This window comes from Pseudomonas sp. MAFF 730105 (genome assembly GCF_055380705.1).
In genome coordinates this window covers 2164148-2190475 of record NZ_AP018438.1, presented here as the reverse complement: position 1 = coordinate 2190475, position 26328 = coordinate 2164148, and the positions used below count along the sequence as shown (strand labels likewise).

Annotated in this window: 20 protein-coding genes and 1 pseudogene; 7 read left to right on the top strand and 14 right to left on the bottom strand. The window is 61.2% G+C overall.

The features are described from left to right. Positions 1-12: 12 nt before the first annotated feature. Positions 13-1011: a beta-N-acetylhexosaminidase gene (gene nagZ / locus PCOSP_RS09775; protein ID WP_173668667.1), complete on the bottom strand. Its 999-nt coding sequence runs from the start codon at positions 1009-1011 to the stop codon at positions 13-15. 179 nt (positions 1012-1190) lie between these two features. After that, complete coding sequence (locus PCOSP_RS09770; RefSeq protein WP_041022016.1) at positions 1191-1898, bottom strand: TetR/AcrR family transcriptional regulator; 708 nt, start codon at positions 1896-1898, stop codon at positions 1191-1193. 239 nt (positions 1899-2137) lie between these two features. Between PCOSP_RS09770 and lexA the strand changes: the two genes are divergently transcribed. Then, complete coding sequence (gene lexA, locus PCOSP_RS09765; RefSeq protein WP_024777918.1) at positions 2138-2746, top strand: transcriptional repressor LexA; 609 nt, start codon at positions 2138-2140, stop codon at positions 2744-2746. Between the two features lie 10 nt (positions 2747-2756). Beyond that, positions 2757-3230 carry an SOS-induced cell division inhibitor SulA gene (gene sulA, locus PCOSP_RS09760; RefSeq protein ID WP_139648807.1) on the top strand — a complete coding sequence of 158 codons (474 nt, stop codon included), beginning with the start codon at positions 2757-2759 and terminating at the stop codon, positions 3228-3230. A gap of 73 nt (positions 3231-3303) precedes the next feature. On the opposite strand, the gene PCOSP_RS09755 is transcribed toward sulA, so the two are convergent. From PCOSP_RS09755 to PCOSP_RS09725, 7 genes are all read right to left on the bottom strand, one after another. After that, positions 3304-3543, bottom strand: a complete 240-nt coding sequence (locus PCOSP_RS09755) for a hypothetical protein (protein WP_041022021.1) — start codon at positions 3541-3543, stop codon at positions 3304-3306. Positions 3544-3649: 106 nt separating this feature from the next. Continuing rightward, positions 3650-4174, bottom strand: coding sequence for a DUF6586 family protein (locus PCOSP_RS09750; RefSeq protein WP_139648809.1), 525 nt, complete (start codon positions 4172-4174; stop codon positions 3650-3652). Positions 4175-4411: 237 nt separating this feature from the next. Next, positions 4412-7024, bottom strand: a complete 2613-nt coding sequence (topA, locus tag PCOSP_RS09745) for a type I DNA topoisomerase (RefSeq protein ID WP_139648811.1) — start codon at positions 7022-7024, stop codon at positions 4412-4414. 115 nt (positions 7025-7139) lie between these two features. Beyond that, positions 7140-7376, bottom strand: a complete 237-nt coding sequence (locus PCOSP_RS09740) for a DUF1653 domain-containing protein (protein ID WP_003199644.1) — start codon at positions 7374-7376, stop codon at positions 7140-7142. Between the two features lie 106 nt (positions 7377-7482). After that, positions 7483-8658, bottom strand: a complete 1176-nt coding sequence (fadA, locus tag PCOSP_RS09735) for an acetyl-CoA C-acyltransferase FadA (RefSeq protein ID WP_139648812.1) — start codon at positions 8656-8658, stop codon at positions 7483-7485. Between the two features lie 30 nt (positions 8659-8688). Continuing rightward, positions 8689-10836 carry a fatty acid oxidation complex subunit alpha FadB gene (gene fadB, locus PCOSP_RS09730; RefSeq protein WP_464710946.1) on the bottom strand — a complete coding sequence of 716 codons (2148 nt, stop codon included), beginning with the start codon at positions 10834-10836 and terminating at the stop codon, positions 8689-8691. Positions 10837-11322: 486 nt separating this feature from the next. Next, complete coding sequence (locus PCOSP_RS09725) at positions 11323-11760, bottom strand: hypothetical protein (protein WP_464710945.1); 438 nt, start codon at positions 11758-11760, stop codon at positions 11323-11325. A 102-nt stretch (positions 11761-11862) separates the two neighbouring features. On the opposite strand from PCOSP_RS09725, the gene PCOSP_RS09720 reads away from it, so the two are divergent. Further along, on the top strand, positions 11863-12303 hold the full coding sequence (locus PCOSP_RS09720; protein ID WP_024777909.1) for a universal stress protein: 441 nt from the start codon (positions 11863-11865) through the stop codon (positions 12301-12303). A gap of 121 nt (positions 12304-12424) precedes the next feature. Here the strand turns inward: PCOSP_RS09720 and PCOSP_RS09715 are convergent, their stop codons facing one another. After that, complete coding sequence (locus tag PCOSP_RS09715; RefSeq protein WP_139648818.1) at positions 12425-14344, bottom strand: ATP-binding cassette domain-containing protein; 1920 nt, start codon at positions 14342-14344, stop codon at positions 12425-12427. Between the two features lie 214 nt (positions 14345-14558). On the opposite strand from PCOSP_RS09715, the gene PCOSP_RS09710 reads away from it, so the two are divergent. Continuing rightward, on the top strand, positions 14559-16487 hold the full coding sequence (locus PCOSP_RS09710) for a transglycosylase SLT domain-containing protein (RefSeq protein WP_175363611.1): 1929 nt from the start codon (positions 14559-14561) through the stop codon (positions 16485-16487). Between the two features lie 191 nt (positions 16488-16678). Here PCOSP_RS09710 and PCOSP_RS09705 read toward each other — a convergent pair whose 3' ends face one another. Then, complete coding sequence (locus PCOSP_RS09705; protein ID WP_464710943.1) at positions 16679-18451, bottom strand: ABC transporter transmembrane domain-containing protein; 1773 nt, start codon at positions 18449-18451, stop codon at positions 16679-16681. Positions 18452-18709: 258 nt separating this feature from the next. On the opposite strand from PCOSP_RS09705, the gene PCOSP_RS09700 reads away from it, so the two are divergent. Then, positions 18710-18889, top strand: coding sequence for a PA1571 family protein (locus PCOSP_RS09700; RefSeq protein ID WP_041023262.1), 180 nt, complete (start codon positions 18710-18712; stop codon positions 18887-18889). Between the two features lie 78 nt (positions 18890-18967). On the opposite strand, the pseudogene pdxB reads toward PCOSP_RS09700, so the two are convergent. Continuing rightward, positions 18968-20109, bottom strand: a pseudogene (gene pdxB, locus PCOSP_RS09695) (4-phosphoerythronate dehydrogenase PdxB). A 374-nt stretch (positions 20110-20483) separates the two neighbouring features. Here pdxB and PCOSP_RS09690 point away from each other — a divergent pair. Further along, positions 20484-21887: an MATE family efflux transporter gene (locus tag PCOSP_RS09690; RefSeq protein WP_139648826.1), complete on the top strand. Its 1404-nt coding sequence runs from the start codon at positions 20484-20486 to the stop codon at positions 21885-21887. Here the strand turns inward: PCOSP_RS09690 and tusA are convergent. Next, positions 21884-22135 carry a sulfurtransferase TusA gene (tusA, locus tag PCOSP_RS09685; RefSeq protein ID WP_047227197.1) on the bottom strand — a complete coding sequence of 84 codons (252 nt, stop codon included), beginning with the start codon at positions 22133-22135 and terminating at the stop codon, positions 21884-21886. The two genes, PCOSP_RS09690 and tusA, sit on opposite strands and share 4 nt — an antisense overlap. A 143-nt stretch (positions 22136-22278) precedes the next feature. Continuing rightward, positions 22279-23382 carry a 23S rRNA (cytidine(2498)-2'-O)-methyltransferase RlmM gene (gene rlmM / locus PCOSP_RS09680; RefSeq protein ID WP_139648828.1) on the bottom strand — a complete coding sequence of 368 codons (1104 nt, stop codon included), beginning with the start codon at positions 23380-23382 and terminating at the stop codon, positions 22279-22281. A 172-nt stretch (positions 23383-23554) separates the two neighbouring features. Between rlmM and acnA the strand changes: the two genes are divergently transcribed. Then, entirely contained in the window at positions 23555-26296 is a 2742-nt protein-coding gene (gene acnA / locus PCOSP_RS09675; RefSeq protein ID WP_464710941.1) for an aconitate hydratase AcnA, read from the top strand. Positions 26297-26328 lie beyond the last annotated feature (32 nt).

Sequence of the window (26328 nt, the reverse complement as noted above, 5' to 3'; positions counted from 1 at the left end):
GACAAAACGTCCTTAATCAATCAATTGGGCGGCTTTCAGCGCGCCGATTGCCGTCAGCCAGCGTGGATCCTGGCGGTATTCGGTGGTGGCGAAGGCCTGGCCACGCATGCGTGCGATCCGCGCCGACGGCTTGACCTTCAGGCGCTGGGCAGCGCTCAAGGCCAGCTCCGCGGCGGCGCGGTCGTTGCACACCAGGCCCATGTCGCAACCAGCCGACAACGCGGCCTCGATACGACTGGCGGCATCGCCGACCACATGGGCGCCAGCCATCGACAGGTCATCGCTGAAAATGACGCCATCGAATTGCAGTTCGCCACGCAGGATGTCCTGCAGCCAGCGCCGGGAAAAACCTGCCGGGTTGGCATCGACCTGGGGATAAATCACGTGGGCCGGCATCACTGCGGCCAGTTGCTTGCTCAATCGGGCAAAGGGCACCAGGTCATTGGCGCGGATCTGTTCGAGGCTGCGCTCATCGTTGGGAATCGCCACGTGGGAGTCGGCCTCGGCCCAGCCATGACCAGGGAAATGCTTGCCCGTGGCGGCCATGCCGGCCGCTCGCATGCCGCGAATGAATGCGCCCGCCAACAGCGCGACGCGCTCCGGATCGCCTTCAAAGGCACGGCTGCCAACCACCGCGCTGCGCTGATAGTCGAGGTCCAGCACCGGGGCAAAGCTCAGATCGAGACCCACCGCCAGCACTTCGGTCGCCATGATCCAGCCGCACTGCTCGGCCAGGTATTCGGCATTCGGATTGTCGGCAATCGCCCGCATCGCCGGCAACCGCACAAACCCCTGGCGCAGACGCTGAACGCGCCCGCCCTCCTGATCGACCGCCAGCAGCAGGTCAGGACGAACGGCGCGGATCGACGCGCTCAGTTCGCGAACCTGACGTGGATGCTCGATATTGCGAGCAAAGATGATCAGCCCACCCACTTCCGGCTGACGCAACAAGTGGCGATCTTCGGCCGTCAGCCAGGTACCGGCGACGTCCACCATCAACGAGCCTTGCAGGCCAGCAGTCATAGCATTTCCTTAGTAACGATGAACCCGCATGGCAATACAGGCACGACCGCGTTGCCAGGCGCCAGGCCCGGCAGGTCGCGGTCGTGCAATGACATTTGAAACGGATTCGAAACGAGAGTCGGCATGGGCGGCTAGCTTAGCGGATGTGGGCAGCCGCGCCCACCCGTTCACGCCTTGGCGAGGGCCGGCGTGGATTTGTTGCGCGGACGCAACTGGGCGGCTGCCATGGCGTCGTCGGTGACGCCACTTTCGGCGCGCATGCCGGCCGCCAGGAAAGGCACCATCAGGCGCATCACCTGCTCGATGGAAGTATTCACGCCAAAGTCGGTTTCGGCGATCGCCCTCAGGGCCTTGATGCCAGACATGCTGAACGCGGCGGCGCCGAGCATGAAGTGCACGCGCCAGAACAACTCGATCGGTGGGATCCGGGGCGCAGCCTCGTTGACCAGGAGCATATAGCGGCGGAATACCTTGCCGTACATGTCTTCCAGATAACGCCGCAGATGGCCCTGGCTCTGGCTGAATGCCAGGCCCAACAGGCGCATGAAGATGGACAGATCGTTACCGCTGCGCGGCTGCACGGCGAGCGCTTGCTCCACCAGCATTTCCAGCAGCTCTTCCAGGGTGGGCTTGACGTCGGGCTTGGCCTGGCGACGCTCCAGTTCACGGTCGAGGCTGAGGCAGAAAGGCCCGAGGAATCGCGAGAACACCGCCTGGATCAGCGCCTTCTTCGAACCGAAGTGGTAGTTCACTGCCGCCAGGTTGACTCCGGCCTTGCTGGTGATCAGGCGCAACGAGGTTTCAGCGAAACCTTTCTCCGCGAACAACTGTTCCGCAGCATCGAGAATGCGTTCAACGGTTTCCGACTGGGCCATGGTTACTCCGCCTGACAAACACTTGTTTGAAACATACGTTTCGACCTTGGGGTTGTCAAGCCTGACGGGACGTTTTGCGAACGCCCGGTCAGCTATTTAACCACACCTTTACAGGCTGTTGCCCAAGTGGCCTCAACCGCCCGACCGACCGTCCAGCGGCCCGCGAAAAAAGGAGGATTGCCAAGCGGCGCTCACTGTATATAATCCCAGTCACTGTATAAAAAGACAGAGCGATCAATATGCTAAAGCTGACGCCACGCCAAGCAGAGATTCTGGCCTTCATCAAGCGCTGCCTCGAGGACAACGGCTATCCGCCGACCCGCGCGGAAATCGCTCAGGAACTGGGTTTCAAGTCGCCGAACGCGGCTGAGGAACACCTCAAGGCACTGGCCCGCAAGGGCGCGATTGAAATGACACCGGGCGCATCCCGTGGCATTCGTATTCCCGGCTTCGAAGCCAAGGCCGACGAAACCACCTTGCCGATCATCGGTCGTGTGGCGGCGGGTGCTCCGATCCTCGCCCAGCAGCATGTCGAGGAGTCCTGCAACATCAACCCCGCCTTCTTCCATCCACGGGCCGATTATCTTCTTCGCGTACATGGCATGAGCATGAAGGACATCGGCATCTTCGACGGCGATCTGCTGGCGGTACACACCACTCGCGAAGCCCGCAACGGCCAGATCGTGGTGGCGCGTATCGGCGACGAAGTCACCGTCAAGCGCTTCAAACGCGATGGCAGCAAGGTCTGGCTGATTGCCGAGAACCCTGAATTCGCACCCATCGAGGTGGACCTGCAAGAACAGGATCTGGTCATCGAAGGCTTGAGTGTCGGCGTCATCCGCCGCTAAAGGAGGCTTTATGCAGTTCCCTCACACACCACAGCACACGCAACTTCCGTTGTTCGAGGCCTTCATGGCCCAGCCGCTGGCTCCAGTCCTGAAAGATGTGATCGAGGCGCCGTGGAGCGTCGAGCCCGAGGCCTTCAGTGAACTGTCACTGCGTGGTGCAGCCGGGAACTGCCTGAATCTGCTGGCACCGATTCTGCGGGAATTAAGCCAGGACCAGGAAGCCCGCTGGTTGACGCTGATCGCACCTCCGGCCAGTGTCACACAGGCCTGGTTGCGGGACGCAGGTCTTAATCGCGAGCGAATCCTGCTGCTGCAACCGCGGGGTACCCAAAGCGCTCAACAGTTGACTTGCGAAGCCTTGCGCCTGGGTCGCAGCCATACGGTGGTCAGCTGGCTCAACCCGTTGAGCTCAACAGCTCGACAACAGTTGATCAGCGCCGCTCGCACCGGGGACGCACAGAGTCTGAACATTCGACTGGGCTAAGACAAACACAGGGGCTTCTCCAGGACAGAGAAGCCGGGCGGCAACACTACTTCCAAGAAACCGACAGACGGGATCAGTGTAGAACCCGCGGCCCCTCGTCTTCCTTGTTGTTGAATTCGCCTTCAACCAGGCGCCCTGCCATCTGGACACCCACGCTCAGCATCGCCTTGGCGACTTCGACGTGTTGGCCTTGCAGGAATGCCTTGGCATCTTCGGAGAAACTCAGAGTCACCAGGGAACCCTCGTCCTCAGCCCTGCGCAGCTCGATACGGCCATCAGGAAGTTCGACAATTTCTAGAAAGGACGTTGGCATAAAAGTCTGTTCTCCACGAAAGGCGAGGATTATATAGTCATCGGCCAGGCTTCGCTCGGGATCTTGACCAAGCGTTATCAATGGGGGTCTTGAGCTGAAATAAAACTCAACACTCGTTCAACCCTTCACGGAAGCGCAACGCCAGGCTCTTGAGGTTCTGACGCCAGCTCTCCAGCTCTTCCCGGCTGAGTTCTTGCTCCGGCTCTTCTTCATCCAGATTGACCGCTACGATCAACGGCTGGGTCACGTCACCCTTGGGCTTGCGAGGAGCCCGTGGCGGCTGGAACAGCGCCGCATGGGCTGCCAGCAGCTTGGCCAGCCAGGTTTCCGGGTTTTGAGCCAGTTCAATCATTTCAGCCATTTCCGGAATGGCAATATCCTGCAGCACTTCCCGGGTCAGCAGCAGTTCGGCCCGCGGGGCGCTCGCCAGGGGCAGTCGATAGAAACCGGCTATTTCATGGCACAAGCCCAGTAACGCACCGTACAGGTGAAACAGGGCCGACTCGCGTCCGGCCTGGAGCAGCGCCGGGGAGTTCATCGCACGTCCATCCTCGGTCCTGGCGAGCGCTTCGAGCGACAGGCCGGCGAAGTAGATTTTCTGGTTGGTGCGGGTATAGAGCTCGTGGGCCATGACGGCATTCTCCCAGCGACATGAAAGCTTTACGCAAGAGCGACAGTGTCGTGGATCAACCAAGACCACTGCAAGCCAAATAGAGCCAAAGGATCAAGCGGTGCCCTGTGGGAGCGAGCCTGCTCGCGATAACGGTGTCACGATCAGCATTGATGACTGACCAACCGCTATCGCGAGCAGGCTCGCTCCCACAGTTCTTTGTCTGAATGATTTGGGGAGGCTCCTTGCCTCCATCAATCAGCGCTTGTCTTCCACCGTCCACTTACCGCCGTCGTAGTAGGCCTTCCAGCCCGTAGGCTTGCCGTCGACTTCGGTCTGCACATACTGCTCCTTGGTCTTGCGGCTGTAGCGAATCACCGCCGGGCGGCCATCCGGATCCTTCTGCGGTGCTTCGCAGAGGAAATGGTACTTCGGATCGATCTCGTCCTTGTGCGGCACGATTTCCATCACCAAGGGTGCACGGGTCTCGCGGTTTTTCGGGAACTGACTGGCCGCCAGGAACAGACCGGACGCACCATCACGCAGGATGTAGGTGTCATTGACCTTCTCGCACTTGAGCTCCGGCATCTTCACCGGGTCCATCTTCGGCGGCGCGGCGTCACCGCTCCTGAGCAGCTTGCGAGTGTTCTTGCAGGTCGGGTTGGTGCAGCCGAAGAACTTGCCGAAACGGCCGGTCTTGAGCTGCATCTCGCTACCACACTTGTCGCATTCCAGGCTTGGTCCTTCGTAGCCCTTGATGCGATAGGTGCCCTCTTCGATCTCGTAGCCCGCGCAATCCGGGTTGTTACCGCAGATGTGCAGCTTGCGCTTTTCGTCCAGCAGGTAGGCATCCATCGCCGTGCTGCAGATCGGGCAGCGATGCTTGCCACGCAACACCAGGGATTCGGACTCGCCCTCGTCGTCCGCGGCGATTTCGTCGCCCGGCACCAGGTTGACCGTCGCCTTGCAGCGCTCTTTGGGCGGCAGGCTGTAGCCCGAGCAACCCAGGAAGACGCCGGTGGACGCCGTACGGATCTGCATCGGGCGACCGCAGGTCTGGCACGGAATGTCGGTCATCACCGGCTGGTTGGCCCGCATGCCGCTGTCAGGGCTTTCAGCCACTTCGAGTTTTTTCTTGAAGTCGCCGTAGAACTCGTCGAGGACGTTCTTCCAGTCCCGCTCACCCTGGGCCACATCGTCGAGATGCTCTTCCATGCCAGCGGTGAAGCCGTAGTCCATCAGGTTCGAGAAGCTTTCGGACAACCGCTCGGTAACGATGTCGCCCATCTTTTCCGAATAGAACCGACGGTTGTGCAGCGCCACGTAGCCGCGATCCTGGATGGTCGAAATGATCGCCGCATAGGTCGAAGGACGACCGATACCGCGTTTTTCCATTTCCTTGACCAGGCTGGCTTCCGAGTAACGGGCCGGCGGCTTGGTGAAATGCTGGGTCGGATCGAGCTTGATCAGCTTCATCACGTCACCCTGGGCCATGTCCGGCAAGACGTCGTCGTCCCCAGGCTTGGTGATCTGCGGCATGACACGGGTATAACCGTCGAACTTCAGGATGCGGCCCTTGGCGCGCAGCTCGAAATCTCCAGCACCGACGCTGACGGTAGTGGACAGGTACTGCGCCGGCAGCATCTGGCAAGCCAGGAACTGGCGCCAGATCAGCTCGTAGAGACGCTCGGCATCGCGCTCCATGCCCGACAACTTGCTTGGCTCGGTGTTGGCATCGGAAGGACGAATCGCTTCGTGAGCCTCTTGTGCGCCTTCCTTGCTGCTGTAGACGTTCGGCGTGTCCGGCAGGTACTTCTTGCCGAACTCGCTTTCTATATAAGTACGCGCCATCGCCACGGCATCGGCCGAGAGGTTGGTCGAGTCGGTACGCATATAGGTGATGTAGCCGGCTTCATACAGACGCTGGGCCATCATCATGGTTTTCTTCACGCCGAAGCCCAGGCGGTTGCTCGCGGCCTGCTGCAGCGTGGACGTGATGAACGGTGCCGATGGCTTGCTGCTGGTCGGCTTGTCTTCACGCTTGACGATGCTGTAGGTGGAAGCCTTGAGCTTCTCCAGGGCGGCCATGGCCTGGGCTTCGTTAAGCGGCTTGAAGGCTTCGCCCTTTTCCCGGGCCACTTCGAAGCGCACGTTGGCGCCTTTGGCCGTGCCAAGGTCCGCGTGGACTTCCCAGTATTCTTCAGGGATGAACGCACGGATCTCCCGCTCGCGCTCCACCACCAGTTTCACCGCCACCGACTGCACCCGCCCGGCCGACAGGCCACGGGCGATCTTGGCCCACAGCAAGGGCGAAACCATGTAGCCCACCACGCGGTCGAGGAAACGGCGCGCCTGTTGAGCATTGACCCGGTCGATGTCCAGCTCACCCGGTTCGGAGAAAGCTTCCTGGATGGCCTTCTTGGTGATTTCGTTGAACACCACGCGCTTGTAGCGGCTGTCATCACCACCGATGGCTTCGCGCAGGTGCCAGGCAATGGCTTCCCCTTCGCGGTCCAAGTCCGTCGCGAGATAGATGGTGTCGGCATCCTTGGCGAGCCGGCGCAGCTCCTCGATGACCTTTTCCTTGCCTGGGAGGATCTCGTACTTGGCTTTCCAGCCGTGTTCCGGATCGACCCCCATGCGTGAGACCAGCTGCTTGCGCGCCTTTTCCTTTGGCGACAGCGCCGGCGCCTCACCAGCGGCCGCCTTGCCGCGCTTGGCGGCTGGCTCCTTGCTGGCGCTAGCCGAACCGCTGGTGGGCAGGTCTCGGATATGGCCGATACTCGACTTCACCACGTATTGGTTGCCCAGATACTTGTTGATGGTCTTGGCCTTAGCCGGGGATTCCACAATGACCAGCGATTTGCCCATGGATCAGAAAATTCCTGAATTCTAAAAAGTGAAAGGCGGTTGGCGCCTGACGCGGCACCGCTATATATAGTGGCTGCAAGGTGAGGTCAAGCGCAGGGTTGCCCGCGGATTGGCCTCAAGGCTTGGAAAAAATGCTCTCTTCGGCCTGCACCAAAGCAAAGCGCGGCACTTGTTCGCCGTCAACCTCGACGGACTCTTCGAACATGCTCAAGGGACGCACCCAAAAGCCGTAATCGCCATACAGGGCTTGATAGAAGACCACTTCTTCCTCGGTCTCGGAATGCCGCGCGATGCTGAATACGCGGTACTGCGGACCTTTGTAATGCTGGTAGAGCCCAGGTTGTATCGGCATGCTTCGGCCCTCACTGAAATCTTTTCAAAATAAAAACAAATTTTTTTATTAAACCCGGAAAAACAAAAACCGGGGCACTTGGCCCCGGCTTCCATCAACGCAACGCTTAGACGCGTTCGAAGACAGTGGCGATGCCCTGGCCGAGGCCAATGCACATGGTGGACACGCCAAAAGTGCCGCCGTTCTGTTTCATGACGTTCAGCAACGTGCCGGAGATACGTGCACCGGAGCAACCGAACGGGTGACCCAGGGCGATCGCGCCGCCGTGCAGGTTAACCTTCTCGTTCATCTTGTCGAGCACTTTCAGATCTTTCAGCACCGGCAGGGCCTGTGCGGCGAACGCTTCGTTGAGCTCGAAGAAGTCGATATCGGCCATGCTCAGGCCGGCACGCTTCAAAGCTTTCTGCGTGGCCGGTACTGGACCATAGCCCATGATCGCCGGGTCCACACCCGCCACGGCCATCGAACGGATCACCGCCATCGGCTGGATGCCCAGGTCCTGGGCACGCTGAGCCGACATCACGATCATGCACGAAGCGCCGTCAGTGATCTGCGACGAGGTACCGGCTGTCACGGTGCCGCCCTTAGGGTTGAAGGCAGGCTTGAGGGCCGCCAGGCTTTCAAGGGTGGTTTCCGGACGAATGGTTTCGTCGTAGTCGAACAGTTTCAGGAAACCGTTCTCGTCGTAACCCTGCATCGGGATGATTTCATCCTTGAACTTGCCTTCCACGGTCGCCTTGTGGGCGAGCTGGTGGGAGCGCACGCCAAAGGCGTCCTGCTGTTCGCGGGTGATGCCGTGCATTTTGCCAAGCATTTCCGCGGTCAGGCCCATCATGCCCGAGGCTTTTGCCGCGTATAGCGACATGTGCGGGTTCGGATCGACACCGTGCATCATGCTCACGTGGCCCATGTGCTCGACACCGCCGACGACGAACACATCGCCGTTACCGGTCATGATCGCCTGGGCGGCGGTGTGCAGCGCGCTCATGGACGAACCGCACAGGCGGCTGACGGTCTGACCGGCCGCGGTGTGAGGGATCTGGGTCATCAGCGAGGCCATGCGGGCGATGTTCCAGCCCTGCTCCAGGGTCTGGTTAACACAGCCCCAGATCACGTCCTCGACTTCGTTCGGGTCGACCTTGACGTTGCGTTCCAGCAGTTTGCTGATCAGGTGCGCCGACATGTCCTCGGCGCGAGTGTTACGGTGCATGCCGCCCTTGGAGCGGCCCATCGGCGTACGACCGAAGTCGACAATCACGACGTCTCTAGGATTCAAGCTCATAAATGTTCTCTCGCTCTAGTCGTTGGGCGCTTAACCGAAGAAGCTCTGGCCGTTCTTGGCCATTTCACGCAGCTTCGCGGTGGGGTGGTACAGCGCGCCCAGATCAGCGTACTGGTCAGCCAGGGCAACGAACTCGGCCACACCGATCGAATCGATGTAGCGCAGCGCACCGCCACGGAATGGAGGGAAACCGATACCGTAGACCAGACCCATGTCGGCTTCGGCGGCGGTTTCGACAATGCCGTCTTCCAGGCAACGCACGGTTTCGAGGCACAGCGGGATCATCATCCAGTTGATGATGTCCTCGTCGGTGACTTCGCGCTGCTCGTAAACGATCGGCTTGAGCACTTCCAGCACCGACGGATCGGCCACTTTCTTCTGCTTGCCGCGCTTGTCGGTCTCGTAGGCGTAGAAACCCTTGCCGTTCTTCTGACCCAGGCGCTTGGCTTCGTAGAGCACGTCGACAGCCGAACGACGGTCGTCCTTCATGCGGTCCGGGAAGCCTTCAGCCATGACGTCGCGACCGTGGTGGCCAGTGTCGATACCGACCACGTCCATCAGGTACGCCGGGCCCATCGGCCAGCCGAATTTTTCCATGATCTTGTCAATGCGCACAAAGTCCACGCCAGCGCTGACCAATTTGGCGAAACCGCCGAAATACGGGAACAGCACGCGGTTGACCAGGAAGCCCGGGCAGTCGTTGACGACGATAGGGTTCTTGCCCATTTTCTTCGCGTAGGCAACGGTGGTGGCAATGGCCAGCTCACTGGACTTCTCGCCACGGATCACTTCCACCAGCGGCATCATGTGCACCGGGTTGAAGAAGTGCATGCCGACGAAGTTTTCCGGACGCTTGAGGGCCTTGGCCAACAGCGAAATGGAAATGGTCGAGGTGTTCGACGCGAGGATCGTGTCCTCCTTGACCTTGTCTTCGACTTCAGCCAATACCGCTTGCTTGACCTTCGGGTTTTCGACAACCGCTTCGACCACCAGGTCGACATGGCCAAAATCGCCATAGGACAGGGTCGGACGAATGCCGTTGAGCACTTCGGCCATCTTCGCTGCGGTCATGCGGCCTTTATCGACGCGCCCCACCAGCAGCTTGGCGGCTTCGGCCAGGCCCTGTTCGATGCCGTGTTCGTTGATGTCCTTCATCAGGATCGGCGTGCCCTTGGACGCCGACTGATAGGCGATACCGCCGCCCATGATGCCGGCGCCCAACACGGCGGCCTGCTTCACGTCACGGGCGATTTCGTCGTAGGCCTTGGCCTTTTTCTTCAGTTCCTGGTCATTGAGGAACAGACCGATCAGGCTTTGTGCCGCCGAAGTCTTGGCCAGTTTGACGAAACCGGCGGCTTCGACTTCCAGGGCCTTGTCGCGACCGAAGTTCGCGGCTTTCTGGATGGTCTTGATCGCTTCGACCGGCGCCGGGTAGTTCGGGCCTGCCTGGCCGGCCACGAAACCCTTGGCGGTTTCGAAGGCCATCATCTGTTCGATGGCGTTGAGCTTGAGTTTCTCAAGCTTCGGCTGACGCTTGGCCTTGTAGTCGAACTCGCCACTGACGGCGCGCTTGATCAATTCAAGGGCCGCTTGCTGGAGCTTGCCCGGTTCGACCACCGCATCCACGGCGCCGACTTTCAGCGCGTCTTCGGCACGGTTTTCCTTGCCAGCGGCAATCCATTCGATGGCGTTGTCGGCCCCGATCAGGCGCGGCAGACGCACGGTACCGCCGAAGCCCGGGTAGATGCCCAGCTTGACTTCCGGCAGGCCGATCTTGGCGCCGGAAGACATGACGCGATAGTCCGCTGCCAGGCACATTTCCAGGCCGCCACCCAGGGCGATGCCATTGATGGCCGCGACGGTCGGTACGTTGAGATCTTCGAAGTCGCTGAAGATACGGTTGGCTTCGAGGTTGCCAGCGATCAGTTCGGCATCGGGCAGCTTGAAGTTGTCGACGAATTCGGTGATGTCGGCACCGACGATGAAAACGTCCTTGCCACTGCTGACGATCACACCCTTGATCGAAGCGTCTGCCTTGATAGCGTCCACGGCCTGACGCAATTCGTTCAGGGTTAGACGGTTGAACTTGTTGACGGACTCACCCTTGAGATCGAACTTCAGTTCGACGATGCCACTTTCAAGAGCCTTAACCGTGATGGCTTTACCTTCGTAAATCATCAACTGATCTCCACGATATGGAAGCTGAACAGTACACGTTGAACGCTGACCACTGGTTCGGCATTGACGTTACCGTCGATGCTACGCCAATCCGCCAGGCACACCCGTCAACGCGATAGTCGGGGTTCTGTAGGAACGTTCGGAAAATACAAACGCTCAATTCATACGCCCGTTTGATTTGGGTACGTCACCTTCACGGAATTTCCGACAATTGTCAATCGCCCTAAACAAGGGCTCGGACGCGACTTGACGGTCATTTCCATTACCCTGCAGATCCGCAACACGACGCTGCATGTGCGGACATTCATAAGATCAATAATTAGAAAAGTCGCCCTAATTCCAGACGCAACGAATACAAAGGGCTATGCTGGCGGGTACGTTATGAAAGCGCTTGGCGCGAGGACGTTACGAACGAACACCCGGATTGAATTGGTTTACGGCCTGCCTGGCCAACCCGCCCGACGAGACTGTCGGGCTTTTTTATGGTCAAGCCAGGGCCTTGAGCACTGCGGCAATATCCTGCAAAACAGCAGCCTCGCCCTTCTCGCCCCAATACAGGGTGATCATTTGCGGGTCGGCTTCGATCTTGTAGACGTTGGCTGGCAATGTCCTGAAATGCTCGAGCAACGACTCGTCCTGGCAAATTTCCCGCCACTGATTGACCCAAACGCCAGGCGCGCTTTGCCAGTAACTCCAACAGGCGGGCTGCTTGCCGCGCCGGGGCCGATGGTACTGCGCGCAAGGGTTTGGCGGCTGGGAATCGAGCCAGTGCGGCCATTCCTGGGGCGCCAATTGCATGGCCAGGCCGAGGCGACGGGCCTCCATGCGCAGGGCCATGCGACCACTCTGTACACGGGACGGCCGCAACCATGCCAGGGGGCTCAATACCACCAACAGGATTGACACCACTATCCAGACCGTCATATCAGTACTCCCGAATTCTGATGAGCCATTGACCCATATCGCCGTCAATGCGCTTGAAACCAGCCATACTTAACCGTATCGCCATTCTCTGGAGTGCTTTTCATGTACTACGAACACATCCTGGTCGCCGTCGACCTCACTGAAGAATGCGATCCCGTCATCAAACGCGCTCGCGCCCTGTGCGATGGCCGAGAAACCAAGCTGTCACTGGTGCATATCGTCGAACCGATGGCCATGGCCTTTGGCGGCGATGTCCCCATGGACCTTTCCCAACTGCAACAACAGCAGTTCGATCAGGCCAAGGAACGCCTTGACCGCCTGATCGTGAAGTATCCGGACCTGAAACGGGAAAACAGCCACCTGACCTACGGCCAGCCGCGCCAGGAGATCCATCACCTGGCCAAGGAACAGGGTTGCGACCTGATCGTCGTCGGCAGCCACGGTCGCCATGGGCTGGCGCTGCTGCTGGGCTCCACCGCCAACGACGTATTGCATGGCGCACCTTGCGATGTGCTGGCGGTGCACCTGGTCAAGCGCGCATAACAGCTATGAAGCCCTGAGGGGGTGAGCCTGCTCGCGATGACGTCAGCACAGTCGACATCCCTGTTAGCTGACACACCGCGATCGCGAACAAGCTCGCTCCCACAAAGGGCTGCCTTTCAAATCAGGCGTCCAGCTCTGCCCAACGCTCCACCAACGCATCCAACTCAGCCTGCAACTGCTCCAGATGCGCAATCACCTTGGCGGTTTCCGCGGCCGGCCGCTGGTAGAAGCCGGCGTCGGCCATCTCGGCCTGTACCGCGGCGATCTGTGCTTCCTTGGCATCGATATCGCCCGGCAGCGCTTCCAGCTCGCGCTGCAGCTTGTAGCTGAGTTTTTTCTTGGCCGGAGCCGGGGCCGCCGCAGCGGCAACCGGCGCAGGCTCGGCCTTGACCACCGCCGAATTCAAGTCGGCCTTGCCGGACTTGCTCTCGGTCACGCCCAGCAGGCGCGGCGAGCCGCCCTGGCGCAGCCAGTCCTGATACCCGCCGACGTATTCGCGAACCCGACCTTCGCCTTCGAATACCAGGGTGCTGGTAACCACGTTGTCGAGGAATGCCCGGTCGTGGCTGACCATCAGCACGGTGCCGTTGAAGGTCAGCAACACCTCTTCCAGCAATTCGAGGGTTTCCACGTCCAGGTCGTTGGTCGGTTCGTCGAGGACCAGCAGGTTGGCCGGCTTGCTGAACAGTTTCGCCAGCAGCAGACGAGCGCGCTCGCCGCCGGACAACGCCTTGACCGGGGTCCGGGCACGCTGGGGGCTGAACAGGAAATCACCGAGGTAGCTCAGTACGTGGCGGCTCTGGCCATCGATCTCGATGAAGTCGCGGCCTTCGGCCACGTTGTCGATCACGGTCTTTTCCAGGTCCAGCTGGTGACGCAACTGGTCGAAGTAGGCGACGTCGATCTTCGTCCCCTCTTCCACCTTGCCGCTGCTCGGAACCAGGCCGCCGAGCATCAGCTTGAGCAAGGTGGTCTTGCCGGTGCCATTGGCACCCAGCAGGCCGATGCGGTCGCCGCGCTGCAGGACCATGGAGAAGTCCTTGACCAGGAATGGGCCGCCGGGATGGGCGAAGCTGACGTTTTCCAGCACCATTACCTGCTTGCCGGATTTCTCAGCCGTTTCCAGCTGGATATTGGCCTTGCCGGTACGCTCGCGGCGCTCGCTGCGCTCGACGCGCAGAGCCTTGAGGGCGCGTACACGACCTTCGTTACGGGTACGACGGGCCTTGATGCCCTGGCGGATCCAGACTTCTTCCTGGGCCAGGCGCTTGTCGAACAGTGCGTTGGCGGTTTCTTCCGCCGCCAGTACCGCTTCCTTGTGCACCAGGAAACTGGCGTAGTCGCCGTTCCAGTCGATCAGGCCGCCACGGTCCAGCTCAAGGATGCGGGTCGCCAGGTTCTGCAGGAAAGAACGGTCGTGGGTGATGAACAGCACCGCCCCCTGGAAATCCTTCAAGGCTTCTTCAAGCCAGGCAATGGCGCCGATGTCCAGGTGGTTGGTCGGTTCGTCGAGCAGCAGCAGGTCCGGCTCGGAAACCAGGGCCTGGGCCAGCAGGACACGGCGACGCCAGCCGCCGGACAACTCGGCGAGGGTCTTGTCGGCCGGCAGTTGCAGGCGGCTCAGGGTGCTGTCGACCAGTTGCTGCAGACGCCAGCCATCGCGGGCTTCAAGGTCGTGCTGCACATGCATCAGCTTTTCCAGGTCGGCATCGGTGACGATGTTCTGGCTCAGATGGTGATATTCGGCCAACAGCGCGCCGACACCGTCCAGGCCTTCGGCAACCACATCGAATACCGTCCGCTCGTCGGCCAGCGGCAGTTCCTGGGGCAACTCACCGATCTTCAGACCGGGGGCACGCCAGACCGAGCCGTCATCGGGCTTCTGGTCGCCCTTGACCAGCTTCATCATGCTGGACTTGCCGGTACCGTTGCGGCCGATGATGCACACCCGCTCTCCACGGGCGATCTGCCAGGACACCTTGTCCAACAACGGCATCGCGCCGAAAGCAAGGGACACATCGCTGAATTTGAGCAGGGTCATGAGCTTCTCCAAAAACCGGGCGCGCATTCTACCTGAGATGAGACTTCAGGGGTCCGCCATTTTCGTCGTTGAAGCACTCTGCATAACAAATGTTGCGAACTTGCGCCGACGGCCCCGCAAAGCTTTCGCCGGCTGCTGGCAAAAGGCTAAGCTACAGACAGTTACCCTGGGTTACCCCTTGGGCTTTTCATGTTTTTTTCTGCCCGGATGTCTCATGCGCAGTCGCCTTATTACTGTTCTGTCTTGTTTTTTCGTGTGTGCCACTGCCGTTCAAACCGCTCAAGCGGTGGATATTTCCACCCAGCGCCAGTATTACGATGAAGCCAAGCGAGCCTTGGCCAAGGGTGATACCGGCCCCTATTTCCGCTATAGCGAGGCCCTGCGCGATTATCCGCTGGAGCCGTACCTGGCCTACGACGAACTGACCGCTCGCCTCAAGAGCGCGAGCAACGCCGAAATCGAGAAATTCCTCGCCGAACACGGCGACCTGCCCCAGGCCAACTGGATGAAACTGCGTTGGCTGCGCTGGCTGGCCGAACGCGGCGACTGGGCGACCTTCGTCAAATATTACGACCCCAAGCTCAACTTCACCGAACTGGACTGCCTCAATGCCCAGTACCAGCTCAGCCACGGTCTCAAGGCCGAGGGCTACGCCAACACTGAAAAGCTCTGGCTCACCGGTAAATCCCAACCACAGGCCTGCGACGCGCTGTTCGGCCTGTGGGCCTCCCAAGGCCAGTTGACCGAGCAGAAGCGCTGGGAGCGCGCAAAACTGGCGGCCCAGGCCCGAAATTATCCACTGGCCAACAGCCTGGTCAGCGGCCTGGTCACCCTCGCCCCTCGCGGCAAATTGCTGGTAGACGTGGCGCAGAAACCTGAACTGCTCAATCAACCCTCGCGCTTCGTCCCGGCCGATGAACCGATGTCCGATATCGTCAGCCTCGGCCTGCGCCGTCTCGCCCGCCAGGATCCGGATAAAGCCATGGCATTGCTGGACGGCTATGCCAGCACCATGCATTTTTCCCGCGACGAAAAAGTCGCCATCGCCCGGGAGATCGGCCTGACCCTGGCCAAGCGCTTCGACAGTCGCGCCCTTGAGATGATGACCCAATATGACCCCGAGCTGCGGGACGACACCGTTTCGGAATGGCGGCTGCGCCTGCTGCTGCGCCTGGGCCGCTGGGACGACGCCTATCAGTTGACCCGTCGCCTGCCCGAGTCGCTGGCCAGCACCAACCGCTGGCGCTACTGGCAGGCCCGCAGCCTGGAACTGGCTCAACCGCAGAACCCCGAAGCCTTGACGCTCTACAAACATCTGGCTCGCGAGCGGGATTTCTATGGCTTCCTGGCCGCTGACCGCTCCCAATCGCCCTACTCGCTCGCCAACAAGCCCCTGGTGCTGAGCCAGGCATTGATCAACAAAGTGCGCAATACACCGGGCGTTCGCCGGGCCCTGGAATTCCACGCCCGCGGGCAGATCGTAGATGGGCGTCGCGAGTGGTATCACGTCAGCCGGCATTTCAGCCGGGACGAAATGGTCGCCCAGGCGAAGCTGGCCTACGACCTGAAATGGTATTTCCCGGCCATCCGCACCATCAGCCAGGCCAAGTACTGGGACGACCTGGACATCCGTTTCCCGATGGCGCACCGCGATACCCTGGTGCGCGAAGCCAAGGCTCGTGGCCTGCATTCGAGCTGGGTGTTCGCGATCACCCGCCAGGAAAGCGCCTTCATGGATGACGCGCGCTCCGGCGTGGGTGCCGCCGGCCTGATGCAATTGATGCCCGGCACCGCCAAGGAAACCGCGCGCAAATTCAGCATCCCCCTGGCTTCGCCCCAACAGGTGCTGGATCCGAACAAGAACATCGAGCTCGGCGCAGCGTACCTGAGCCAGGTCCACAGCCAGTTCAACGGCAACCGCGTCCTGGCCTCGGCCGCCTACAACGCCGGCCCCGGCCGCGTACGCCAGTGGCTGCGCGGTGCCGACCACCTGAGCTTCGACGTCTGGGTCGAAAGCATCCCCTTCGACGAAACCCGCCAATACGTGCAGAACGTCTTGTCGTACTCGGTGATCTACGGCCAGAAACTCAACTCGCCGCAACCGCTGGTGGACTGGCACGAGCGGTATTTCGACGATCAGTGAGCCTCAAGCGGCAAGCCATGCCTGAAAAGAAAAATGCCCGTATCAAACGATACGGGCATTTTTTTGGTCAGCTTTATCCCCACAATCCCCTGTGGGAGCGAGCCTGCTCGCGATAGCGGCGGGTCAGCTTGCATCAATGTTGAATATGCCGCCGTCATCGCGAGCAGGCTCGCTCCCACAGGGGGGGGCGATCAGTCGACCACCGCCGCATGCCCCACATTGAACTGCAACGCCGCCAACCGCGCGTACAGCTCATTGCTGGCCACCAGCTCCTGATGCGTGCCCACCGCCACCACCCTGCCCTGGTCCATCACCGCGATCCGGTCGGCGTTCTTCACCGTGGCCAGGCGATGGGCGATGACCAGGGTGGTGCGGTTTTTCATCAGGTTGGGCAGGGCTTGCTGGATCAGGTGTTCGCTTTGCGCATCGAGGGCGCTGGTGGCTTCGTCCAGCAACAGGATCGGCGCGTCCACCAACAGCGCCCGGGCGATGGCCAGGCGTTGGCGCTGGCCGCCGGATAGCCCCAGGCCACCGTCGCCCAGGTGGGTCTGGTAACCATCGGGCATTTTGTCGATGAAGTCGTGGGCATGGGCAATCCGGGCCGCCTCGCGCACCTGCTCGGCAGTCGCGTCGGGATTGCCATAGCGGATGTTTTCTTCCACGGTGCCGAAGAACAGCGCCGGATTCTGCGAAACCAGGGCGAAATGACGGCGCAGGTCCAGCGGATCGAGTTGGGTCAGCGGTACCCCATCGATGAAAATCCGGCCTTGTGCCGGATCGTAGAAACGTAACAACAAGTCATACACCGTCGATTTACCCGCGCCCGACGGCCCGACGAGGGCAAGGGTTTCGCCAGCATTGACCGTCAGGTCCAGGCCGTCGACCGCATAGCTTTCCGGTCGGGACGGATAGGAGAACCGCACGCCTTCAAGGCGCAGATCGCCCCGGACCCGCTCCGGTAACGTCATCAGGTCCGAGATCGGTGGCTGGATAATGTTCTGCGAACGCAACAGCTCGGCGATACGCTCGGCCGCGCCGGCGGCCCGTTGCAATTCGCCGATCACCTCGCTCAGCGTACCGAAGGCGCCGCCGACGATCAGACTGTAGAACACGAACGCCGCCAGCTCACCGCCGGAAATCCGCCCGGCGATCACATCCATGCCACCCACCCAGAGCATCACACCCACCGCCCCCAGCACCAGCACGATCACCAGGGTGATCAGCCAGGCCCGCTGGGCGATGCGTTTGCGGGCGGTGTCGAACGCCTGCTCCACCGTGACAGCAAAACGTCGCTCATCCTGGACCTGATGGTTGTAGGCCTGCACGGTCTTGATCTGACCCAGGGTTTCGGAAACGTAACTGCCGACATCGGCGATGCGGTCCTGGCTCTGGCGGGACAGGCTGCGCACCCGACGCCCGAACACCAGGATCGGTGCCAACACCAGCGGCAGGGCAATCACCACGATGCTGGTGAGCTTGGGGTTGGTGATGAACAACAGCACGATGCCGCCGATCACCATCAGGGCGTTGCGCAGGAACAGTGACAAGGACGAACCGATCACCGATTGCAGCAACGTGGTATCGGCGGTCAGGCGTGACTGGATCTCCGAGCTGCGGTTGTTCTCATAGAACCCCGGGTGCAGGTACACCAGATGATTGAAAACCTGTCGCCGGATGTCGGCCACCACGCGCTCGCCAATCCACGACACCAGGTAGAACCGGGAGAAGGTTCCGATCGCCAGACCTATCACCAGCACCATGAACAAGCCGATGGACTGGTTCAGCAGCTGAGGAGAACGGGTCATGAACCCCTGGTCCACCAGCAGCCGGATGCCCTGGCCCATGGACAAGGTAATGCCCGCCGTGACGATGAGCGCCAGCAACGCGCCGACGACCTGCTTGCGGTAAGGAGCGATAAAACCACTGGCCAGGCCGATGGCACGGCGATGTTGGGAGGAAAGCATCAGTAACGTCCGATAATGCAACAGGGAAAGGGCCGGTCAACGGCACCGAAGCGCGGCGGAACCTTATTGAATCAGAATGAGTCAGGTTAAATATGAACGCGACGACTACCCGCTAGATGGTATCGGTCTAAAGTCTGACTGGAAACGTACAAGTATTTCTGTTTGAGTAGAGCTGTCGTCATGACCGACAAGGAGTGTCATTTCTCAGTCACCTGACGACAGTACAGTAGACATTAAAACCTGATGAGGAGACAGGCCATGTCCTTGCAACACAGCAGCGACGACAAGATTCAAGTGATCCGCACGCAACCGGACCAGTCCCTGGGCTGCTCGTTCATCGACGCCCAAGGGCGCGAAGTACCGATCACCGAAGAGATGATCCAGAAAGCCTGCAGTGAACTGGAACAACGACTGGTCAAGCCTGCCGAACAAAAGTGATACAGCCCGTCTTCGATTGAACCCGACCTTGATGTCGGGTTTTTTGTGCCTATGGACTCTACCACCCTGGGGCGAGGGTTAGAGGGGAGTGGCCCCCAGCGCGGTCACGATCTGCTGCAACGCCGCTGATTGCCCTTCAATGCGCACCTTCAAGCTGTCGATCTCCCGGCGCGGCGGGTAATGTTTGCGCAGGGCGTCGAAGGCACTGCGCTGCTCGCTGACGGTTCCCACCAGGCTACGGCGGAAGTCCGCATCGTCACGACGCGGGTCGTATACGCCACGGCAAAGCGCGGCCAACGCCCAGGCCGGGTCGGTGGCGGCGTCCAGGGTGATGCCGCCCAGCCAGGGCCGAGGCAGCAGATCACCGAGACTGACTGTAACCGGTGTCTCCAGGAACGCGCATAGCGCTTCATAGATCTGCGCCGTGCCGCGCTGGCGGCCATCGAGGCTGTAGCCGGCAATGTGCGGCGTAGCGATCACGCACAGGTCGGCCAGGTCCATATCCACCGTGGGCTCCTGTTCCCAGACATCCAGCACCGCTTGCAGGTCTTCGCGTTCCAACAGCACATTGCGCAACGCGGTGTTATCGATCACCGGCCCGCGAGCCGCATTGATCAACCAGGTGCCAGGCTTGAGGTTGTTCAGGCGCCGCTCGTCGAACAGATGCCAGGTCGGTTGCTCGCCGTCGCGCGTCAGGGGGTGTGCAGACTGATCGCATCGCACTGCTCAATGATCTGTTCCAGGCTCACATAGTCGCCGCCCTCGGCCGCCTGACGCGGCGGATCGCACACCTTCACGTCCCAGCCCAGGCCCTTGAGCACATCGATCAAGCGACCGCCCACCTGCCCTGCACCGACCACGCCGTAGGTGCGCTGGCGCAGATCCGCGCCTTCGATTTCAGCCAGGGTCATCAGGCTGCCCAGCACGTAGTCCACCACGCCCCGGGCATTGCAGCCCGGCGCACTGGCCCAGCGGATACCGGCCTCGGCAAAGTAATCCAGATCCAGGTGATCGGTGCCTATGGTGCAAGTGCCAACGAAACGCACGTTGCTGCCTTCCAACAAGTCACGATTGACCCGGCTGACGGAGCGCACCAGCAACACGTCGGCCTGCGCGACCATTTCCCGGTCGATGCCGCGCCCCGGCACCCGGCGGATCTCACCGAAACCCTTGAAAAAGGCATCGAGCAGGGGAATGTTTTCGTCGGCGACGATCAGCATGGCAAAGCTCCTTTGGCGGGGTGGGCAGTGTAGGCGTTCCGGTGTGTCTGCGCATTACCGGAAGTGAATGACGGTGAGCGGGCAGTCGCAGCTCTCTGGGGAGCAAGGCCTATCCCAATGTCGGTCAGTTAAGCCGTGGGAGCAAAGCTTGCTCGCGATAGCGGCAGGCCGGCCGACATTATTGCTGGCTGACTTACCGCTATCGCGAGCAAGCTTTGCTCCCACGGTTTTTGCCGACATTGGGATAAGCCTTGCTCCCACAGGTTGCGCCCCCAAGGGACCGCTTACAAATCCCCAACACAGCTTTTTTCCTGACCATGGCGTCAACGCGTAGAATCCGCCGCCTTGCGCTTAATCTTTCGGACGCTTCGCCTGTGAATCCCGTGATCGACACCCCCACCCTTCTCTCCCGCCCGGCCCGGGTTCGCCTGGAGGTCAGGACATTGCTGGCCCTGGCACTGCCGATCATGGTGGCGCAACTGGCAACCACCGCCATGGGCTTCGTCGATGCGGTGATGGCCGGTCGTGTCGGCCCACGGGACCTGGCGGCGGTAGCATTGGGCAACTCGATCTGGGTGCCGGTGTTTCTATTGATGACTGGCACGCTGCTGGCGACTACGCCGAAAGTCGCCCAACGCTTCGGCGCCGGAACCTTCGACGAAATCGGTCCACTGGTGCGCCAGGCCCTGTGGCTGGCGCTGGTGGTCGGGTTGATGGCAACGCTGGCGCTGTTCAGTGCCGAGCCGATCCTGCACATCATGAAGGTGGACCCGGAGCTGATCGGCCCTTGCATGGAATACCTGCGAGGGATCGGTACCGGCCTGCCGGCCGTGGCGCTGTACCATGTACTGCGCTGCTTCAGCGACGGCCTGGGCCGCACGCGGCCGGCGATGGTGTTGGGGTTGTGCGGGTTGGCACTGAACATTCCGCTCAACTACATCTTCATCTACGGGCACCTGGGCGTACCGGCCATGGGCGGCGTCGGGTGCGGCTGGGCCACCGCTATTGTCATGTGGGTGATGGCCCTGGGCATGGCCGGCTGGACACGCTGGGCGCCGGCCTATCGGTCGAGCCATTTATTCAGCCGTTTCGATTGGCCGCGCTGGGCAGTCATCCAACGCCTGCTGGGCATCGGCCTGCCGATTGGCATCGCGGTGTTTGCCGAGTCGAGCATTTTTGCAGTGATCGCGCTGCTGATCGGCAGCCTCGGCGCCACGGTGGTGGCCGGGCATCAGATCGCGCTGAACTTCAGTTCCCTGGTGTTCATGATTCCCTACTCCCTGGCCATGGCCGTAACGGTGCGGGTCGGCCAGACACTGGGACGGGGCCAGCCTCGCGAGGCGCGTTTCGCCGCCGGCGTGGGCATGGGCGCGGCCCTGGCGTATGCCTGCCTGTCGGCGAGCCTGATGTTCGCCCTGCGCGGGCCCATCGCCGCGATCTACACCGCCGACCCGGTGGTGATCGACGTCGCCTCGATGTTGATCGTATACGCAGCGCTGTTCCAGTTTTCCGATGCGATCCAGGTCACCGCGGCGGGCGCGTTGCGCGGCTACCAGGACACACGAGTGACGATGATCCTGACCCTGTTCGCCTATTGGGGTATCGGTTTACCGGTGGGTTACACCTTGGGGCTGACCAACTGGTTCGGCGCGGCCAACGGCCCGAGCGGGTTGTGGCAAGGCCTGATCGTGGGCCTGAGCTGCGCGGCGCTGATGCTGTCGATCCGTCTGGCCCGCAGCGCGCGCAAACAGATCCGCATCAGCCGTTCGATGGGCTAAGCGAGCTTCTTGCGGATCCAGTAGCGGTACGTACCGTCCACTTCGTCCTGGGCCACCAGTTCGTGGTCGAGAAACACACAGAACTTGGGGATGTCGCGGCGGGTCGAGGGGTCGGTGGCAATCACCTTCAACAGCCCGCCCGGCATCAGGTCGCGGATGTGCTGGTGCAGCATCATCACCGGCTCAGGGCAGTTGAGGCCCGTGGCATCCAGCGTGCCGTCGACCGGCGTATCGTTCATTTCACTCATGTTCTACTCCTGAAACTGGCCGGCATTGTCGCGCAATGTCGGGTTGGAACAAAGCCCGCATATTTCGGTTCTGTGGGAGCAAGGTTGTGGGAGCAAGGCTTGCCCGCGATGCGGGCGCCGCGATTCTGAAAGACCGCGTTGACTCATCGCGAGAAAGCTTTGCTCCCACCAGGCTTGGTTCCCACAGGCTTCTTGCTGTCCAGCCGGCGCAAATGGCACGTCACCTCTTCACGGTCGTGGTACAGCTGCTTGCACCCGATCTCCACCTTGATCCCCCGGGCCTTGAAGCCATCGGCAATGCGTTCGAGCAGGCGTTTCACTTCGGCATAACGCTGCTTCATCGGCAGCTTGAGGTTGACCACTGCCTCGCGACAATGGCCCTCGCCGATCCACTCCTCCAGCATCGCCGCATTGCGCGCCGGCTTCTCGACGATGTCACAGACCATCCAATCCACCGGCTGCCTGGGCTTGAAGGTAAAACCATCCGCCATCAGGTGTTGCACCAGACCGGTGTCCATCAGGCTTTCGGCCATCGGGCCGTTGTCGATGGCGGTCACCAGCATGCCCCGATTCACCAGTTGCCAGGTCCAACCACCCGGCGCGGCCCCCAGGTCGACGCCGGTCATGTCACTGTGCAGGCGCTCGTCCCACTCTTCCCGTGGAATGAAGTGATGCCAGGCCTCTTCGAGCTTGAGGGTCGAGCGGCTCGGTGCTTCCCGAGGGAACTTCAGGCGGGGTATCCCCATTGGCCACATCGCCGAGTTGTCCGCTTCCGCCAGCCCCAGGAACACTTCACGGCCACTTTTGAACGTCAGCAGCAGGCGCGGCTGGTGCGGATCATCCACCAATTTGCCGGCGCCGGTCAGCGCCTTGCGCAGCGGGCCTTCGAATTTCTTGCAGAAATTCGACAGTTCCTTGCCATCGTTGGTGTCGACCACCTCCAGCCACAAACTGCCGCAGACCGGAAACTGCGCCATGTGGGACAGGATGACGCTGATACGGTCGGTTTCCGGCAAGTCAATGAAGGTGCCACGGGCCCATTGGCGCGGAAAAATCAGGCCGGCGAAACGCTGGCCACGCATCAACCGCTCGGCACCGTCCTCTTCGGTGCAAACGAATTCAGCGCAGGCACTGGCCGGCTTGGCCTTGGCATAACCGGCCACATTGAGTCTGGCGGCGTGTTCGGCGATCTCGGAACAGACCTCGCCTTCGAAGCCCGGGCGGCAGTGCATGAAAAGCGTGTTCATTGAAACTCCGTAGCAAAGCCTGTCACGAAAATCGGCGCATGATAGCGGACTTCGGAACCCCGAACCTGCCCATAGAGTCCAGTGATTAGTCATACGCTCGAAACAGGGCTAGGTTAAAGGCTCTGTCCGTCCCGTCAGTCCGTAACCGTGCGGACTCAAAGGAGTGATTTCAATGCCATCCCTCGATAGCCTGAAAACCCTTAAAACATTGCAGGTCGACGCCAAGGTCTACCACTATTTCAGCCTGCCGGATGCCGCCCGCAGCCTCGGTGATCTGGACAAGCTGCCCATGTCCCTGAAAGTGCTGCTGGAAAACCTGCTGCGCTGGGAAGATGAAAAAACCGTCACCGGCACCGACCTCAAGGCGCTGGCCGGGTGGCTGAAAGAACGTCGTTCCGACCGCGAGATCCAATACCGCCCGGCACGAGTGCTGATGCAAGACTTCACCGGTGTCCCGGCCGTGGTCGACCTGGCCGCCATGCGCGCCGCCGTGGAAAAGGCCGGCGGCGATCCCCAGCGGATCAACCCGCTGTCGCCGGTGGACCTGGTGATCGACCACTCGGTGATGGTGGACAAGTTCGCCAGCCGCCAGGCGTTCGAGCAGAACGTCGACATCGAGATGCAGCGCAACGGCGAACGCTACGCCTTCCTGCGCTGGGGCCAGAGCGCCTTCGCCAATTTCAGCGTGGTGCCGCCGGGCACCGGGATCTGCCACCAGGTCAACCTCGAATACCTGGGGCGCACCGTGTGGACCAAGGAGGAAGATGGCCGCACTTATGCTTTCCCCGATACGCTGGTGGGCACCGACTCCCACACCACCATGATCAATGGCCTGGGTGTGCTGGGCTGGGGCGTCGGAGGGATCGAGGCGGAAGCGGCCATGCTGGGCCAGCCGGTGTCGATGCTGATTCCCGAGGTCATCGGCTTCAAGCTCACCGGCAAGCTGCGCGAGGGCATTACTGCCACCGATCTGGTCCTCACCGTCACACAGATGCTGCGCAAGAAAGGCGTAGTGGGCAAATTCGTCGAGTTCTATGGCGATGGCCTCGCCGACCTGCCCCTGGCCGACCGCGCCACCATTGCCAACATGGCCCCGGAATACGGCGCCACGTGCGGCTTCTTTCCGGTGGACGACGTCACCCTGGATTACCTGCGCCTGTCTGGACGCCCGGCGGAAACGGTGAAACTGGTAGAGGCCTATTGCAAAGCCCAGGGCTTGTGGCGCTTGCCTGGCAAGGAACCGGTGTTCACCGACACCCTGGAGCTGGACATGGGCAGCGTCGAAGCCAGCCTGGCCGGGCCGAAACGCCCACAGGACCGGGTTTCACTGCCCAATGTCGGCCAGGCGTTCAGCGACTTCCTGGGGCTGCAGGTCAAGCCCACCAGCAAGGAAGAAGGTCGCCTGGAAAGCGAAGGCGGCGGTGGCGTGGCGGTGGGCAATGCCGATCAGGTGGGTGAGGCCGAGTACGAGTTCGAAGGCCATACGCATCGCCTGAAAAACGGTGCGGTGGTGATCGCGGCCATTACCTCCTGCACCAACACCTCCAACCCCAGTGTGATGATGGCCGCCGGGCTGCTGGCGAAAAAAGCCGTGGAAAAAGGCCTGACCCGCAAGCCCTGGGTCAAGAGCTCCCTGGCCCCGGGCTCCAAGGTGGTGACCGATTACTACCAGGCCGCCGGCCTGACCGAGTACCTGGATCAACTGGGCTTTGCCCTGGTGGGCTACGGCTGCACTACCTGTATCGGTAACTCCGGCCCCTTGCCGGACCCGATCGAAAAAGCCATCCAGAAAGCCGACCTGACCGTGGCCTCGGTGCTGTCGGGCAACCGCAACTTCGAGGGCCGCGTGCATCCGCTGGTCAAGACCAACTGGCTGGCCTCGCCGCCCCTGGTGGTGGCCTATGCCCTGGCCGGCACGGTGCGTATCGACATCAGCAGCGAACCGCTGGGCAATGACCGCGACGGCCATCCGGTGTACCTGCGGGACATCTGGCCCAGCAGCAAGGAAGTCGCCGACGCCGTGGCCCAGGTAGACACTGGCATGTTCCACAAGGAATACGCTGCCGTGTTCGCCGGTGACGAGCAATGGCAAGCCATCGAGGTGCCGCAAGCGGCGACTTACGTCTGGCAGGCGGACTCGACCTATATCCAGCACCCGCCCTTCTTCGACGGCATCGACGGACCTCCACCGGCCATTCGTAACATCGAAGGCGCCCGGGTACTGGCCCTGCTCGGTGATTCGGTCACCACCGACCACATCTCCCCGGCCGGCAATATCAAGGCCGACAGTCCGGCCGGGCGATACCTGTGCGAACAGGGCGTGGAGCCCCGGGATTTCAACTCCTATGGCTCAAGGCGCGGTAATCATCAGGTGATGATGCGTGGCACGTTCGCCAATATCCGGATCCGCAACGAAATGCTCGGCGGCGAGGAAGGCGGCAACACGATCTACATTCCCAGCGGCGAAAGAATGCCGATCTACGACGCCGCCATGTTGTATCAGGCCAAGGGCACGCCGCTGGTGGTGATCGCGGGACAGGAATACGGCACCGGCTCCAGTCGGGACTGGGCGGCCAAGGGTACCAACCTGTTGGGGGTCAAGGCGGTGATCGCCGAAAGCTTCGAGCGCATCCACCGCTCCAACCTCGTGGGCATGGGCGTATTGCCGTTGCAATTCAAGCTCGATCAGAACCGCAAGAGCCTGAACCTGTCCGGCAAGGAAACCCTGGATATCCTCGGCCTGAACGACGTCGAACTGACGCCGCGGATGAACCTGCCACTGGTCATCACCCGCGAGGACGGTAGCCAGGAGCGGATCGAGGTGTTGTGTCGGATCGATACCTTGAATGAAGTGGAATATTTCAAGGCGGGCGGGATCCTGCACTATGTCCTGCGGCAATTGATTGCCGGTTAACGCGTAATCCCTGTGGGAGCGGGCTTGCTCGC

Coding starts and splice junctions, on each gene's coding strand:
- PCOSP_RS09770 (WP_041022016.1), bottom strand. CDS start 1,898: ATGGCCCAGTCGGAAACCGTTGAACGCATTCTCGATGCTGCGGAACAG.
- lexA (WP_024777918.1), top strand. CDS start 2,138: ATGCTAAAGCTGACGCCACGCCAAGCAGAGATTCTGGCCTTCATCAAG.
- sulA (WP_139648807.1), top strand. CDS start 2,757: ATGCAGTTCCCTCACACACCACAGCACACGCAACTTCCGTTGTTCGAG.
- PCOSP_RS09755 (WP_041022021.1), bottom strand. CDS start 3,543: ATGCCAACGTCCTTTCTAGAAATTGTCGAACTTCCTGATGGCCGTATC.
- PCOSP_RS09750 (WP_139648809.1), bottom strand. CDS start 4,174: ATGGCCCACGAGCTCTATACCCGCACCAACCAGAAAATCTACTTCGCC.
- topA (WP_139648811.1), bottom strand. CDS start 7,024: ATGGGCAAATCGCTGGTCATTGTGGAATCCCCGGCTAAGGCCAAGACC.
- PCOSP_RS09740 (WP_003199644.1), bottom strand. CDS start 7,376: ATGCCGATACAACCTGGGCTCTACCAGCATTACAAAGGTCCGCAGTAC.
- fadA (WP_139648812.1), bottom strand. CDS start 8,658: ATGAGCTTGAATCCTAGAGACGTCGTGATTGTCGACTTCGGTCGTACG.
- fadB (WP_464710946.1), bottom strand. CDS start 10,836: ATGATTTACGAAGGTAAAGCCATCACGGTTAAGGCTCTTGAAAGTGGC.
- PCOSP_RS09725 (WP_464710945.1), bottom strand. CDS start 11,760: ATGACGGTCTGGATAGTGGTGTCAATCCTGTTGGTGGTATTGAGCCCC.
- PCOSP_RS09720 (WP_024777909.1), top strand. CDS start 11,863: ATGTACTACGAACACATCCTGGTCGCCGTCGACCTCACTGAAGAATGC.
- PCOSP_RS09715 (WP_139648818.1), bottom strand. CDS start 14,344: ATGACCCTGCTCAAATTCAGCGATGTGTCCCTTGCTTTCGGCGCGATG.
- PCOSP_RS09710 (WP_175363611.1), top strand. CDS start 14,559: ATGCGCAGTCGCCTTATTACTGTTCTGTCTTGTTTTTTCGTGTGTGCC.
- PCOSP_RS09705 (WP_464710943.1), bottom strand. CDS start 18,451: ATGCTTTCCTCCCAACATCGCCGTGCCATCGGCCTGGCCAGTGGTTTT.
- PCOSP_RS09700 (WP_041023262.1), top strand. CDS start 18,710: ATGTCCTTGCAACACAGCAGCGACGACAAGATTCAAGTGATCCGCACG.
- tusA (WP_047227197.1), bottom strand. CDS start 22,135: ATGAGTGAAATGAACGATACGCCGGTCGACGGCACGCTGGATGCCACG.
- rlmM (WP_139648828.1), bottom strand. CDS start 23,382: ATGAACACGCTTTTCATGCACTGCCGCCCGGGCTTCGAAGGCGAGGTC.
- acnA (WP_464710941.1), top strand. CDS start 23,555: ATGCCATCCCTCGATAGCCTGAAAACCCTTAAAACATTGCAGGTCGAC.